This is a genomic window from Citreicoccus inhibens, assembly GCF_019039035.1.
Lineage (GTDB): Bacteria > Myxococcota > Myxococcia > Myxococcales > Myxococcaceae > Citreicoccus > Citreicoccus inhibens.
Genome location: NZ_JAHNZT010000018.1, coordinates 48,789 through 62,528 on the forward strand (window position 1 = coordinate 48,789; position 13,740 = coordinate 62,528).

A 13,740-nucleotide genomic window follows, 5' to 3' on the forward strand; every position below is an offset into this window, starting at 1 on the left:
CCACGTGGTGACGTCACCCCTTCGTCGCGGCCATCGACCGAGGCCACTCGGAACTTGACTCCACGGACAGCGCGGCCAACCACGGGCGCAGGAGGCGAGCGCACGCGTCCGGGTGGCTGAAGTAGGGCACGTGGCCCGCGCCCCGCAGCACATGCTGGGGCGTTCCCGGCGGCAGCGCCGCGGCCAGCCGGCCCAGCGTGCTCGGAGGAACCAGCACGTCTCGGTCACCTTGAATGCAGATGCAGGCCACGGGCAGCCGGCGCAGCTCCGGAGGAGGCGGCTCGGAGCGGATGGCGAACGCGCGATACAGCGTGGTGACGCGCTCCTCCCAGGTCGTGGGCACGACCTCCGCGACCTGCGCGCGCGGCAGGGGCTTCCATGCGGCCAGCGACGCGGCACCCCACCCCGGGCGGCCCAGGACGGCGATGGGCCCCATCATGCGGATGAGCCGACCACGAACACCCAGGTGCTCGGTGCGAGCGAACGAGCCGAGGAACGCCACCCCCCGCGTCGCTCCGCCCGCGGCCAGGTGCGCGGCCACCATCCCGCCGTAGGAGCTGGCCACCACCGCGTCCACCGGCCCCGCCGCGCGCAGCACCCTCGCGGCGAGCGAGCGAGCGCCCTGTGAGGCATGCACGCCCTCGGGATACTCGACGAGCACCGGCCGAGAGCACTCCGCCAGCCGCTCGGCCAACGCACGAAAGCCCGAACCCCGTGCCCCGAGCCCCGCCAAGAGGAGCACGCGAGGCCCCTCTGCCTGTCCGACTTCCGTGAGCTGTACCTCGCGACGCATGCAATCTTCCTCGGGTGAGCGCGATGGCGAACACGGCGACGACGCGGCGTCTGCCCCGCGCCCGGCCCTTCGCAGGCTCCCAGGCGGCGACAGCAAGGGGAAGGCCGCCCGCCCTCCACTTTCAGCCCGTGCACATCCGACGCGCGGTTCAGCCACGCGCCCGACGCTTCGCCCGCGCCACCGCCGCCACGCAGTCCTCCGCGCCAGGCACCTCGACGCACCAGGACACGCCCCCGCGCGGAGAGCACGTCCGACCTGGGGCGTAGCGACGCCAGCCTCGCGCTGCGCCTCGGTGCGCTCGAACGCGACCGCGCCGGACCAGCCGCAGACCCGGCACGACGCACTTCTCACGCCTCGAATCGCCTCCCCCCGGACGCGGTGCGGCTCAGCGCGACACCTCAGCCACGCGCGGAGCGGTCCAGACCGAGGAAGGCGCGCGTCCGTGCATGGTTCGGCCGCGTGAGGACCTCGTCGGGCACACCTTCTTCGATGACGCGCCCTCCGTGCAGCACGAGCACCCGCGAGGCCAGCTCGCGCGCGAAGCGCATCTCGTGCGTCACCGCCACCATCGTCAGGCCCTCCGCGCGCAGGCCCGCCAGCAGGTCCACCAGCTCGCCCACTCGCTCCGGATCCAACGCGCTGGTGGGCTCGTCCAGGAGCAACACCTCCGGATCCATCGCCAGCGCTCGCGCGATGGCCACCCGCTGCTGCTCCCCTCCCGACAGCGCCGCTGGGTACGCGCTCTCGCGATGCGACAGCCCCACGCGCGCCAGCAGCGCCCTGCCGCGCTCGGTGGCCTCACGAACCCCGAGCCCTCGCACGAACACCGGCGCCTCGATGACATTGCCCAGCGCGGTGCGGTGCGCGAACAGGTGCCACTGCTGAAAGACGAAGCCCACCCGCTGGCGGATGCGCCCCAGCACCGCCCCCTGCGACCGCCCACACCCCGGCCCCAGCGTGTCCCCCCCCACGCGCACCGAGCCCGCGTCAAACGACTCCAGCCCGTTGAGGCACCGCAGGAACGTGCTCTTGCCGCCCCCCGAAGGGCCCACCAGCGCCACCACCTCGCCGCGAGCGAACGTCGCGCTCACGCCGTCCAGCACGGCCTGTCCGTCGTAGCGCTTGCGCAGCTCCTTGACGTCAATCATCCACGCTCCAGTCGCGCCTCCAGACGCCTCGCCAACCGCGCCAGGGGATAGCTCATCGCCAGGTAGAGCGCGGCGCACAGCGCGCCGGGCACCAGCCAGCTGCGAACATCCACCGCGGTGATGGTCATCCGCTTCGTCAGCTCGACCACCGAGATGACCGACACGAGCGAGCTGTCCTTCAGGAGCGCGATGAAGTCGTTGGTCACGCCCGGCAACGCCACCCGGAACGCCTGCGGCATCACCACGCGCCGCAAGGCCAGCCGCAGCGGCATGCCCAACGAGAGCGCGGCCTCCAACTGTCCGCGCGGCACCGCCTGCACCCCCGCGCGGTACACCTCGGCCTCGTAGGCGGCGTAGTTGAGCCCCAACCCCACCACCGACGCGCTCAGCGCGTCCAACCGCAGCACGCCCGCCAGCCCGTAGTACAAGACATACAGCTGCAACAGCACCGGCGTGCCTCGCAGCAGCTCCACGTAGAGCGTGGAGGCCCGAGACACCACCCCGTTCCCGTACAGCCTCGCCAAGGCCAGGAGCACGCCCAGGGGAATGGCCACCGCCATGGCCAGCACCGACACCAGCAGCGTCACGCCCGCGGCCTGGAGGAAGAGCACCGCCTGCCCCCAGCCCAGGTGCGCCGTGGACGTGTCCGCCAGGAGCGCCTTGGTGTCCGCCTCCGTCCAGTCCACCATGCGCTGCTCGGCGTCATCGTCGACGTGCCAGCGCTGGAAGATGGCGCGCAGCTCGCCCGAGCGCGCCAGCCGCGTCAGCGCCGCGTCCAACGCCGCGCGAAGGTCCTCCTCCCCCGGGCGCACGGCGATGGCGTAGTGCCCCTCCCCCACATCGCCCACCACGCGCAGCCTCGGGCGCGTCTGGCCGTAGCGCTCCGCGATGATGTCGTCCAGGAGCACCGCGTCCAGCCGCCCCTCCTCCAGGTCGATGTACGGCTCCTGCACGCCCTCGTAGGGCAGGGCCTGCGCCCCAACCCGCAGCAGCAGGTCCCACGCCTGCGAGTTGGCCAACGTGCCCACCCGCTTGCCCCGCAGCGACGCCAGGTCCGTGATGCGCGCGTCGCCCAGCCGGGCCATCAACCGTTGCTGGAAGACGTAGTAGGGCCGCGTGAAGAGGACTCGGCCCGCGCGCGCCGGAGTGACCTCCAACCCATTGAGCGCCACGTCGAACGAGCCGCGATCCAACGACGGAATCAGGTTGGACCAATCGTTCTGCACGAACGCGGCGCGCACGCCCAGCTCGCGCGCCAGCGCGTCCGCCAGCTCCACCTCGAAGCCCCGCACGCCCCCCACCTGCTCGGGGTCCTCCATGACGTAGGGCTCGCCCCCTTGCGCGTCCCCACCCCACCGGAGCACCCCCGCCCGGCGCACGCGCTCCAGGCCCGTACCCGTCTCGTGGCCGCAGGCGGCGCACAACAGCACGAGCACCGCCAGCGCCCAGCGCCAGGTGTGTGGGGGCCGGGTCGCCCACGACCAGGGTTGTTCCATCTCGCTCGAGTTTTGGATGCCACCGACATAGGCGAAATCCGAGCGGCAGTGCGGTAGTTTGTCGCGACCTGAACTCCTGGATATTCATGGAAGAGTCTAAAGTCTTGATAGTGGACGACGAGCCCCAAGTGGCGCACGCCCTGCGCCGCCTGCTGCGCCGCGAAGGCTTCACGGTCGAGGTGGCGTACAACGGCGAGGAGGCCTTGGAGCGGCTCCAGCAGTTCACACCGGACATTGTCCTGTCGGACTTCCGGATGCCCGGGATGACGGGGAGCGAGTTGCTCCAGCAAGTCAAACGCAGTCACCCCCTGGCGCTGCGGCTCATCATCTCCGGCTACGCGGACTTCAAGTCGGTGGTGGCGTCGGTGAACGACGGAGAGATTTGTCGCTTCATCAGCAAACCGTGGGACGACGCGGAGCTCGTGGCCTACCTGCTGGGGCTGCTGCGGCACCGCGAGGTGATGGCGCAGCTGTACCAGCCGTTCCTCGGGGAGCGGACGGGGCGCACCGCGGAGGCGTGTCCGGCGGACTCGGCGCTGGTGGTGAAGGTGCAGCTGACGGAGCCCGCGTTCGCGACGGACCAGGCGATGAAGCTCATCGAGCGCTTCGCCGGGCTGTTGGCCGACGACAGCCTCAAGGTGGTGGGCGGGTTGCTGGAGCGCTACGGCGGCAAGGTGTCCTTCGTGGCGGAGGTGGGCGGCCCGCAGCGGCTCAAGGTGGAGCTGCCCGTGCGGACGGAGCTGGCGCCCACGGCGGCTCGGTCCCTCGTGGGCAAGGCATGAGTCCGGCGCCCTGGGAGCGGGAGATGGACCTCCCGCCCGAGGAGGCCGCCCGACGCGTGAACCAGCGCGTCCGGCGCATCACGCTCGCGGCGGTGACGGCCCTCCACGCCCTGCTCCTGTGGACGTTGTGGGGGAAGTGGGGCCGCATGGCGCTGGTGACCGCGGTGTTCGCCGCGGTGACGGCCATCAACGTCGTGCTGGCCCGGGCGTTCTTCAGCCGGCACACGCGCGTGGCCGAGGCCCTGCGCGTGGGGCTCAACCTGCTGGCCACCCTGCTCTACGGCACGGTGAGCGATTGGGCCCTCCCCGTGTGGTTGTACCTGCCCCTCAACAGCCTCTGGGTGGATGGCTACGTGGACCCGACCGCGCGCCGGCGCCTGGGGCTCCTGCTGGGGCTGGTGGCGGGCGTGGCCCTGCTGGATGGCTGCGAGCCGATGCTGCCCGCGTGCTTCCTGCTCTTGTCCCTGCTGGTGGGCCTCATCTCCGAGGCGCGCGTCTTCCTCACCCATCAGGCGATGCGCGGCCTGGACCGCCAGCACCAGGCCCTGGCGCGGGCGCACGCGGCGCTGGACGAGGCGCACCGCCGCGCCCACGAGCAGGAGCGGCTCTCCAGCCTGGGCCTGCTCGCCGCGGGCGTGGCGCACGAAATCAACAACCCGATGAGCTACGTGAAGAGCAACGTCAACTCGCTGCTCGTGGAGCTGAAGGCGACCCCGAACCTGTCGCCCCTGCTCACCGAGTACGTGGAGGACGTGCTGCCGGCCACGCTCGATGGCATCCGCCGCGTGACGGCCATCGTGGCGGACCTGCGCCGCTTCGCGCGGGGAGACCCGGAGGCGCTGACCGAGTACGACCTCAACGACGAGGTGGCCGTCGCGCTGCGCATCACCCGAAGCCAGCTCCACCCGCGTTGCGAGGTGGTGCCTCAGTTGGGCGACGTGCCGGTGCTGCTCGGACGTCCGGGCCAGATTGCCCAGGTGGTGGTCAACCTGCTGATGAACGCCTCGCAGGCCATGCCAGAGGGCGGGCGCATCGTCGTGTCCACCCAGATTGTCCAGGACCACGCGGTGCTACAGGTGAGCGACACGGGCACGGGCATGACGGCCGACGTGCGCGCGCGCATGTTCGAGCCCTTCTTCACCACCAAGCCCGTGGGCGAGGGCACCGGCATGGGCTTGTCCGTCGTGCACGGCATCGTCACCACGCACCACGGCCGCATCGACGTGGAGTCTCAGCCCCGTCAAGGCAGCACCTTCACCATCCGCCTCCCCCTGCATCCGCCATACCTGATGGGGCTGGCCTCCACCGCGGCGCCCGGGTCCCACGGCGCCTGAGCACCATGTCCACCCCCTCCGCCCCCGACTTCCAGCAGCGCTTCCAGTCTCCGCACCTGGAAGACCCCTATCCCCTCTATGAGCGCCTGCGGCACGAGGCGCCCATCCACTTCAGCGAGGCGCTGAGCCTGTGGGTCGTCACGCGGCACGAGGACGTGCGCGCGGTGCTGGGCAACCCCGGGGACTTCCTGTCCGCCAACGCCTTCGCCAGCCCCGTGCCGCCGCCGCCCGAGGTCCTGGAGGTGTTGGCCCAGGGCTATCCACGCCTGCCCTCGCTGGTGGACGCGGACGCGCCCTACCACACGCGCATGCGCGCCATCGTCTCTCGCGCGCTGGCGCCGCAGCGGGTGGGGGCCCTCGAGCCGCGCATCCGCGAGCTGGCCACGCGCATGGCGGATGACTTCGTGCCGTTGGGGCGCGCGGAGGTGGTGTCGCGCTTCAACTTCCCGCTGCCGGCGCGGGTCATCGGCCTGCTGCTCGGCATGCCGGACGCGGACCTGGAGCGCTTCCGCGTGTGGACCGAGGACATGTCGCTGTTGTCCGGCGGCAACCTGCCGGTGGCGCGGCAGGTGGAGTGCGCGCGCAGCCTCGTCGCCTTCCAGCACTACATGGCCGCGCTCATCCACGAGCGGCGCCAGGTCCCTCGCGACGACCTGACGAGCGCGCTCGTCGCCACGCGGCCCGAGGAAGGTCCTCCGCTGGAGGACGCGGAGCTCATCAACCTGGTGATGGGCCTGCACTTCGGCGGGCACGAGACGACCACCAACCTGCTGGGCAACATGCAGGTGATGCTGCTGCGCGAGCCCGAGCGATGGAAGGCGCTGCGCGACGAGCCCACCCTGCTGCCGCGCGCGGTGGAGGAGGCGGTGCGCCTGGACACGCCGCTCCAAGGGATGATGCGCACCACGCGGCGCGCGGTGACGCTGGGCGGCGCCGAGCTGCCCGAGGGCGCGCGGGTGCTGGTGTTGTTCGGCTCGGCCAACCGGGACGCGGGCACGTTCCAGGCGCCGGACCGGTTCCAGATTCGCCGGCCGGACACCGGCCGTCACCTGGGCTTTGGCGCGGGCATCCACTACTGCCTGGGCGCGCAGCTCGCCCGCCTGGAGGTGCGCGTGGCCATGGAGGTGCTGCTGGCGCGGATGGACACCCCGCGCCTCCAGGCGGACAAGCCCATTGTCTACCTGCCCAACTTCCTGCACCGGGGCCCCAAGCAGCTCTACCTCGAGTGGGAGCCCCGCTGAGGGCCCCTCGCAAGGCAGCGCCTGCCAGGGGCTGGCCGGGACTCAGCGCGCCAGCTCCGCGTCGATGAGCCGCACGAAGTCCTCGACGGGCTGCGCGCCCGTCACCGCCTGGCTGTTGACGAAGAAGGTGGGCGTGCCGAGGACTCCGCGCGAGCGCGCCTCCACCGCGTCCGCCTCCACGTAGGAATCCCACGCGTGCTTGTCGAGCGCGCCGCGGAAGCGCGCCACGTCCAACCCCAGCTTGCGCGCCAGCGCCTCCAGCCCCGCGCGCTCCAACGCGTCCTGGTTGGCGAAGAGGGCGTCGTGGAACTCCCAGAACTTCCCCTGCTCGTTCGCGGCCATGGCGGCGGCGGCGGCCTGCCTGGCGTGCGGGTGCGACGGCAGCGGCAGATGACGGAAGACGAAGCGCACCCGGTCCCCGTACTTCGCACGCAGCGCGCTCAAGGTCGTCGCGCCGCGCGCGCAATAGGGGCACTCGAAGTCGGACCACACCTCCACCGTCACGCGCGCGGCGGTGGGCCCCACCGACGGGGCCTCGGCGCGGGGCGTGGCGGCGCGGGGCGTGGGGCGCGCGTCGACCGCCTCGGGGCGCGCCTTGTCACACTCGGCCGCGGAGCTGGCGAGCGACGTGAGCGGGAACAGCAGGACAGCAGACCACGACAGCATGAGCCGACGGTTCATGGACATCACCTGGAGATGTGGGGTGTGAAAAGGGCCAGCAGCGCGGAGCGACCTTGGCCGCGCGCCAAGGAGTGACCCGAGCGCGCCGCCGGTTTCATCGACCGCGTGTTATCCCCTTCACCATGCGCCCCACCGAGCGGCTCTACTTCGCGGATCCCTTCCTCCTCCACTTCCAAGCCCGAGTGCTCGCCCATGCGCAGTTCCAGGGCGTGCCCTCCGTCGTGCTGGACCAGACCGCCTTCTATCCGGAGGCGGGCGGGCAGATGGCGGACCACGGCGTGCTCGGCGGCCTGCTTGTGCGCGATGTCCAGGTGGACGACGCGGGCGTGGTGCACCACCTGCTCACGCGGGATGCCGGCGCCGCGCTCCCCGACGTGGGCACCGAGCTGACCGGCGACGTGGACCGCGCGCGGCGCCGCGCGCACATGGCGCTGCACACCGGCCAGCACATGCTGTCGCGAGCGCTCCTGGACGTGGCGGGCGCGGCCACGGTGTCCTCGCGGCTGGGCGAGACGCTGTGCACCCTCGACACGGACCTGGACGCGCTCGATGAGCGGCGAGTGGCCGAGGCCGAGGCGCTCGTCAACGCGGTCATCGACGACGACGTGCGGATTCGCGCCTTCTTCCCCACCCCGGAGGAGCTGGCCGCGCTGCCGCTGCGCCGGGCGCCCAAGGTGAGCGCCTCCATCCGCATCATCCAGATTGGCGACTTCGACGTGTCCCCCTGCGGCGGGACCCACTGCACGGGCTCGGCGCAGGTGGGGCTCGTGCGCGTGCTGGGCGTGGAGCGCTACAAGGGCAAGGGGCGCGTCCTCTTCTCCGCGGGGCCACGCGCGCGCCGCGAGCTGTGGGAGGAGGCCGGCGTCCTCAGGAGCCTGGGCCGCGCCTTCAGCTGCGGCCCCGCCGAGGTCCCCACCGTGGTGGACAAGCTCCAGCGCGACCTCACCACCGCCCGCGAGGCCCTGGGCGCGGCCCGCGCGCGGCAGGCCGAGCACACCGCCCGGCAGTTGGCGGAGCAACTGGCGCGCGCCGACGATGCCCGCGTGGTCGCGGTGCTGGACACCGCCGGCCCGGAGGAGCTGCGCGCCGTGGCCGCCCGCCTCCTCTCCCACCCCAAGGCCGTGGTGCTCCTGGCGGGGCGCACGCCCGAGGGCATGCCGGTGCTGGTGGCCCGAGGCCCCCAGTCCACCTTCGCCTGCGGGGCCTTCCTCAAGCGCGCCGCCGAGGCCGCGGGAGGCCGGGGCGGCGGACGCCCCGAGCACGCGGAGGGTCGCCTGCCCCTCACCACCGACTGGCCCGCGCTCGTCGCCAGACTCTGGGAGTGAGGGTTTCGCAGCCTGCCAGCGCAACGCCGGAGGTGGATTCGCGAAAATGTTTCATCCACCTGATTCATCGTCTCACAGGGTGGGAGGACTTCACCCCATGGCGGGTTCAGACCCACCCAGGTTTCCCTCTGAGAGCGCGGGTAATTTGACTCTTCGCACCATGTGTTTTGATCCAAGATTCAGCATGGTGAGCGTTGTATCGGACGCGACCCCAGCAGGTGCGTCAGGGCTGGAGCGTAATGTGCACGGCATCAAGAAGGGGCTGGGGGGACTTGGATGAAGTTGAACGGCCGTTTGAATGCCTTTGGTGATTTCGTCCGTGAGTACCGACCGGACCTGGAGCGCCTGGCCGCGCGGTTGTGCGCGGGCAGCAAGTTCGATCCGGAAGACCTGGTGAGCGAGACCCTGGAGCAGGCCCTGCACGTCTTCGAGACGCTGGAGGACCGGAACGCCAGCGCCGTGCGCGGCTGGCTGCTCACCACGATGCACCAGTGCTTCCTGGAGCAGTGCAGCCGGCAGGTCTCGGACGCGCGCCCGGTGGCGCCGCCCGTGCCGCTGGAGCTGGCCCGGCTGTCCGCGCCGGCGCTGGATGAGGGCGTCAAGAAGACCCTCGAGATGCTGCGCGCCCGCTTCCGCGAGGTGTACGCGAAGCCCGCCTCCGCCACGGAGCCTTCCCCCCTGCCGAGCGGTGGCGCCACGCACTGGCGGATGTAACGAAGACAGCGGCCTCCCCACACCCGAGCACGGGCACAGCCCCCCAGGGCCGCCCAGAGCCGGTGTGGGTGGTGAGGCCCCGGCCCCTGGGCCGTGACGCGTCCTGGACTTTCCCGCGAAGAGACTTCACGTTCGGCGTTCATACGGCCGGAGGGGGCACTCCAAGCTTGGACCGACGCGAATTCAGGGAGACGAAGAACGGGCCTGCCGCCCCGCCAGTCGACCGTCGTCGGTTCGAGGCGTTCGCGCGTGCGCGGCGGCCGGGCCTGCTGCGCATGGCCATGCGGCTGTGCACGGGCGGCGGCATCGACGCGGAGGACCTGGTGCAGGAGACCCTGGAGCGCGCCTATCGGCATTTCGACCAGTTGGAGGGAGAACCCGTCGGCGCGATCGCCGTCTGGCTGAGTACCACCCTGAGCAACCGCTTCCTGGACCACTGCCGTCGCCGGCGCACCGAGGCGCTGGGCCAGCCCGCCCTGCGCGTGGTGCAGCTCGCCGAGACCTCCTCCGAGCCCACGCCCCATGAGCAGTGGGAGCGCGTCTCCCGCGAGGACTTCGAGCGCGCCATCGAGGCGCTCCCCGAGCCCCAACGCACCGCCTACCGCCTGCACGCCTCCGGCCTGCGCTACCGCGCCATCTCCCGCCAGTTGGAAGGCGTCCCGGAAGGCACCGTGGGGCGCTGGCTGACCGAGGCGCGCCAGTCCCTGCGCCTCCAGCTGTCCGCCGACGACGGGTCCACGCCATGAGCGCCCCCTGCGACAAGCTGGAGTCCTTCGTCGATGGGGAGCTGCCCCCGGTGGACGCGGAGAACTTCCGCCACCACCTGGCCCAGTGCGGCACATGTCCACCGCGCATGCAGGAGCTGCTCGCCCTGGAGCTGCTGGCGGATGACGTCCTGCACCCCGCCGAGGTCAAGGAGCCCCCGAGGCCGCTGCGCGCTCGCGCCCGTTGGGCGTGGGTGGCGGCGCCGCTGGCGCTCGCGGCCAGCCTCGCGGTGGTGATGGTCGTCTCCCGCCGCGCGGACGAGCGGGCGGGCTCCGCGCTGTGGCTCGCCCAGGCCCCCACGCGCTCGCTGGAGGCGCGCCTGACGCACCCGGGGGCGGACCGCCACCGGCCCTACGAGGTGATGCGCGGCGCCCCCGACGCATCCCAAGCGCTGTCCCTGCGAGAGCTGGCCCGCTTGGAGGACGCGGGAGACAAGCGGGGCATCGCGGCCGCCTACCTGCTGCGCGGCGAGTTGGTCCAGGCGGCGCCCTTCCTCGACGCGCTGGCGCCTTCGCCCGACGCGAGCAGCGACCGGGCCGTGCTGGCCCTCGCGCGCGGCGCGCCAGAGGAGGCGCTGGCGCTCGCGGAGCAGGCCCTCAAGGAGCGGCCTCAGCATCCCCAGGCCCTGTGGAACCGCGGGCTCGCGCTGCGCGCCCTGGGCCTGTTCATGACGGCGGCCGGGGCCTTCGAGCAGGTGGCCGCCCTCAAGGAGCCCGGGTGGAGCGACGAGGCCGCGCGGCGCGCCGTGGAGCTGCGCACGCGGGCCCAAGAGGAGAAGAAGTCCTGGGAGGGCGCGTGGGAGTCCTGCCGCCGCATGGTGACGGGCGGCACGCCCATGTCCGTCCAGGAAGCGCGGACGGTCCCCGGCATGGCGCGGCTGTGCCTCTATGACGGCCTGCGCACCGCGGACTCGCCCGAGCGCGCCGAGGCGCTGCGCGAGCTGGCCGCGGCGCTGGACGCGCATGACGGCGGCTCGGACCTGGAGGACGCCGTGCGCCGCACCGCGTCCCGGCGCGACTTCGCCATCCGGCGTCCCCTGGCCCAGGCCTATGCCCAGCTGTCCGTGGGGACCCTGCCCCCCGGCGAGCTGACCGCGCTGCTCCCCCGCCTGCGCGAGGCCCGGCAGGAGGATCAGCTCCTGGGCGCGCTCGTGTTCGTGCAGGATGCGCGCACCCACCTGGCGGAGTACCAGGCGCTGGCCCGCGAGGCCCGGGACCCGTGGTTCACCTTGCTGGCGCTGGAGCGACGGACGCGGGCCGCGGTGATGGCGGGCGAGCCCAGGCGCGCCCAGGCGCTCACGCCCGAGGTGCTGCGCGCGTGTGGCGAGGATGCGCGGCCCGCGTACCGCTGCATCACGCTCTTGCGCGAGCTGGCGCTCTTGGAGGGAAACCTGCACCACCTCGTGGAGGCGCACGCCCACGCGCTCTCCGCGCTTCAGCGAGCCCGCGCGGGCCACGAGTGGGGCCAGGAGCTGCGCCTGCTCCAGGAGCTGGGGCAGACCGCGCGCATGCGGGGCGAGCTGGCCCTGGCGCACGCGTACACCGAGGAGGCCATCCAGCGCTCCCCGGACAACTGCGCCTACACGGAGCTGGCGTACACCGGGCTCGCCACGGCGTTCCACCGCGCGCTGGACTTCCCCGCCGCGCGCGCGCAGCTCGACCGCGCGGCCCGCTGCGACACCCCGCCCTCGCTCGCGCGGCTCTTTGTCCTGGCGGACCTGGCGCGCACGCCGCTGCGCCGCCCCGAGGACGAGGCCCTCCTGCGCAAGGCCCTGGACGCGCTGCGGACTCCTGGCGCGCTGGACGCGGGCGAGGACCTCCTCTTGCGCCACATCGAGGGGCGCTTCTTCCTGGAGCTGGACCGCGCCCGTGGACAGGCCCTGCTGCGTCAGACGCTGACCGAGTCCGCGCCCCTGCTGGCCACGACGCCCAACGCCCGCAAGGCGCGCGTCTACACGTACACCTCGCTCATCCTGGACGCGGCCCGCCACGGCGAGTTCGAGCAGGGAATGGCCCTCATCGCCGAGGAGCTGGGGCTGTCCACCGCGGACCGCTGCCTGCTGGGCGTGACGGTGGATGACGAGCGCACCTTCGTGGCGGCGCTCGGCGCGGACGGCCGCAGGGTGGCGCACTACGACGACCGCCGGCGCACGCCGCTCTCCGACGTGACGGGGCTCATTCCGCCGGACGTGCTGGCGGCGCTGCGCGACTGCCCGAGCATCCAGGTGGTGGCGCGCCCGCCCGTGCAAGGCCAGGCGGGCCTGCTGCCCTCGGAGTTCGCGTGGTCCTACCAGCTGGGCCCACCCCAACCTTTTGCGCCCGCCGTCGCGCCGCGCCGGTTGGTGGTGTCGGACGTGGTGCCTCCGGCGGAGCTGCGCCTGCCCGAGCTTCAGCCGTGGCACGACGCCGCGACCGAGGGAGACGCGCCCATCGTGCTGCGCGGCCCGGCCGCCACGCCCTCGCGCGTGCTGGAGGCGATGCGGGATGCCACCGAGGTTCAAATCCACGCGCACGGGCTCATCGACCCGGGCATGTCGGACGCCTCGGTGCTGGTGCTGTCCCCCGAGTCCGAGGGCGGGCGCTTCGCCCTGACGGCCGCGGACGTCCAGGCGTCTCCACTCCGTGGCCATCCGGTGGTGGTGCTCGCGGCCTGCCACGCGGCGCACGCCACGGCCTATATCCACGAGAACTTCGGCCTTCCGTTGGCCTTTGTCACGGCCGGCGCCCGCGCGGTACTGGCCGCGACGCAGGTGATTCCCGACAGCGAGGCCTCGGCGTTCTTCACGCCGGTCCTCTCGCGCATCCGAGCCGGAGAGCCTGCCGCCCCGGTGCTGCGCGACGCGCGGCGGACCTGGCTTGTGGCCCACCCTGGCGCCACCTGGGTCGAGCAGGTCTTGTTGTTCGAGTAGTCCCACCCCCACGACGAGCTACGAACCATGAAGAAGCATCTGCTGCTGCTGCCGCTGCTGCTGCTGGCGGTCTCCGGCTGTTTCTCCCGTTCCATCGAGCCAGACCGAATCCTGCCCAAGGACATCCCGGCGGGGATGGTCGTCACGGTCGTCGCCAGCAGCCCCCAGAACCCGGACCTCTACGTGGGCTACGTCGTGGACGCCAACACCGCCGCTGTTCTCCTCCAGCGCGAGTCCAGCAGCCTCGACGAGTTGGCCGTCTGGCTGCGCCGCTCGACCGGCAACACGCCGAGACTTCAAGCGCAGGCGCAGGCGCAGCACACCGCGTCCGGTGCCTCCGCGCCGTCCGCCGTGGCGACCTGCATCGACGCGGCGGGCAAGCCCTGCTCGCTCATCGCCAACGCGGGTGACGTCCCCGGCAAGGGCGGCGGCCCAGGCCCCACAGGCACCGAGTGGAGGAGGTACATCTACCAGCTCTCGCGCTTCATCATCTCCAACAACCTGCCCTACAAGACCCTGGAGCAGGTGACGCACGTCGCGAAGTAGCGCGAAA

Annotated in this window: 12 protein-coding genes; 8 read left to right on the forward strand and 4 right to left on the reverse strand. The window is 72.3% G+C overall.

The annotated features are described in order from the left end of the window. Nucleotides 1-13 precede the first annotated feature (13 nt). The 3 genes from KRR26_RS21050 to KRR26_RS21060 form a co-directional block, all read right to left on the reverse strand. On the reverse strand, nucleotides 14-793 hold the full coding sequence (locus KRR26_RS21050) for an alpha/beta fold hydrolase (RefSeq protein WP_120209272.1): 780 nt from the start codon (nucleotides 791-793) through the stop codon (nucleotides 14-16). A gap of 398 nt (nucleotides 794-1,191) precedes the next feature. Beyond that, nucleotides 1,192-1,941, reverse strand: a complete 750-nt coding sequence (locus KRR26_RS21055; RefSeq protein WP_120209273.1) for an amino acid ABC transporter ATP-binding protein — start codon at nucleotides 1,939-1,941, stop codon at nucleotides 1,192-1,194. Next, nucleotides 1,938-3,437 carry an ABC transporter substrate-binding protein/permease gene (locus tag KRR26_RS21060; protein ID WP_236068922.1) on the reverse strand — a complete coding sequence of 500 codons (1,500 nt, stop codon included), beginning with the start codon at nucleotides 3,435-3,437 and terminating at the stop codon, nucleotides 1,938-1,940. Before KRR26_RS21060 ends, KRR26_RS21055 begins: the two co-directional genes overlap by 4 nt. Nucleotides 3,438-3,547: 110 nt before the next feature. Between KRR26_RS21060 and KRR26_RS21065 the strand changes: the two genes are divergently transcribed. From KRR26_RS21065 to KRR26_RS21075, 3 genes are read left to right on the forward strand one after another with little or no spacing between them, the layout of a single operon-like run. After that, the gene (locus KRR26_RS21065) at nucleotides 3,548-4,219 is read left to right on the forward strand and encodes a response regulator (protein ID WP_233577377.1); all 672 of its coding nucleotides are present in this window, start codon (nucleotides 3,548-3,550) and stop codon (nucleotides 4,217-4,219) included. Next, nucleotides 4,216-5,553, forward strand: a complete 1,338-nt coding sequence (locus KRR26_RS21070) for a sensor histidine kinase (protein WP_120209275.1) — start codon at nucleotides 4,216-4,218, stop codon at nucleotides 5,551-5,553. Before KRR26_RS21065 ends, KRR26_RS21070 begins: the two co-directional genes overlap by 4 nt. A 5-nt stretch (nucleotides 5,554-5,558) precedes the next feature. Further along, nucleotides 5,559-6,794, forward strand: a complete 1,236-nt coding sequence (locus KRR26_RS21075; RefSeq protein ID WP_217080660.1) for a cytochrome P450 — start codon at nucleotides 5,559-5,561, stop codon at nucleotides 6,792-6,794. Between the two features lie 42 nt (nucleotides 6,795-6,836). On the opposite strand, the gene KRR26_RS21080 is transcribed toward KRR26_RS21075, so the two are convergent. Beyond that, entirely contained in the window at nucleotides 6,837-7,475 is a 639-nt protein-coding gene (locus KRR26_RS21080) for a DsbA family protein (RefSeq protein ID WP_233577367.1), read from the reverse strand. Between the two features lie 122 nt (nucleotides 7,476-7,597). Here KRR26_RS21080 and KRR26_RS21085 point away from each other — a divergent pair, with 122 nt between their 5' ends. The 5 genes from KRR26_RS21085 (at nucleotide 7,598) to KRR26_RS21105 (ending at nucleotide 13,733) form a co-directional block, all read left to right on the forward strand. After that, nucleotides 7,598-8,800 (forward strand): alanyl-tRNA editing protein, encoded by a 1,203-nt coding sequence (locus KRR26_RS21085; protein ID WP_217080661.1) that lies wholly within the window; start codon nucleotides 7,598-7,600, stop codon nucleotides 8,798-8,800. 276 nt (nucleotides 8,801-9,076) lie between these two features. Continuing rightward, nucleotides 9,077-9,514: an RNA polymerase sigma factor gene (locus KRR26_RS21090; RefSeq protein ID WP_120209279.1), complete on the forward strand. Its 438-nt coding sequence runs from the start codon at nucleotides 9,077-9,079 to the stop codon at nucleotides 9,512-9,514. Nucleotides 9,515-9,681: 167 nt separating this feature from the next. Next, complete coding sequence (locus KRR26_RS21095; protein ID WP_120209280.1) at nucleotides 9,682-10,260, forward strand: sigma-70 family RNA polymerase sigma factor; 579 nt, start codon at nucleotides 9,682-9,684, stop codon at nucleotides 10,258-10,260. After that, nucleotides 10,257-13,187 (forward strand): CHAT domain-containing protein, encoded by a 2,931-nt coding sequence (locus KRR26_RS21100; protein WP_217080662.1) that lies wholly within the window; start codon nucleotides 10,257-10,259, stop codon nucleotides 13,185-13,187. Before KRR26_RS21095 ends, KRR26_RS21100 begins: the two co-directional genes overlap by 4 nt. A gap of 27 nt (nucleotides 13,188-13,214) precedes the next feature. Continuing rightward, nucleotides 13,215-13,733, forward strand: coding sequence for a hypothetical protein (locus tag KRR26_RS21105; RefSeq protein ID WP_217080663.1), 519 nt, complete (start codon nucleotides 13,215-13,217; stop codon nucleotides 13,731-13,733). The last annotated feature ends 7 nt before the right edge of the window (nucleotides 13,734-13,740 follow it).

Coding starts and splice junctions, on each gene's coding strand:
- KRR26_RS21055 (WP_120209273.1), bottom strand. CDS start 1,941: ATGATTGACGTCAAGGAGCTGCGCAAGCGCTACGACGGACAGGCCGTG.
- KRR26_RS21075 (WP_217080660.1), top strand. CDS start 5,559: ATGTCCACCCCCTCCGCCCCCGACTTCCAGCAGCGCTTCCAGTCTCCG.
- KRR26_RS21050 (WP_120209272.1), bottom strand. CDS start 793: ATGCGTCGCGAGGTACAGCTCACGGAAGTCGGACAGGCAGAGGGGCCT.
- KRR26_RS21100 (WP_217080662.1), top strand. CDS start 10,257: ATGAGCGCCCCCTGCGACAAGCTGGAGTCCTTCGTCGATGGGGAGCTG.
- KRR26_RS21070 (WP_120209275.1), top strand. CDS start 4,216: ATGAGTCCGGCGCCCTGGGAGCGGGAGATGGACCTCCCGCCCGAGGAG.
- KRR26_RS21105 (WP_217080663.1), top strand. CDS start 13,215: ATGAAGAAGCATCTGCTGCTGCTGCCGCTGCTGCTGCTGGCGGTCTCC.
- KRR26_RS21060 (WP_236068922.1), bottom strand. CDS start 3,437: ATGGAACAACCCTGGTCGTGGGCGACCCGGCCCCCACACACCTGGCGC.
- KRR26_RS21085 (WP_217080661.1), top strand. CDS start 7,598: ATGCGCCCCACCGAGCGGCTCTACTTCGCGGATCCCTTCCTCCTCCAC.
- KRR26_RS21090 (WP_120209279.1), top strand. CDS start 9,077: ATGAAGTTGAACGGCCGTTTGAATGCCTTTGGTGATTTCGTCCGTGAG.
- KRR26_RS21080 (WP_233577367.1), bottom strand. CDS start 7,475: ATGAACCGTCGGCTCATGCTGTCGTGGTCTGCTGTCCTGCTGTTCCCG.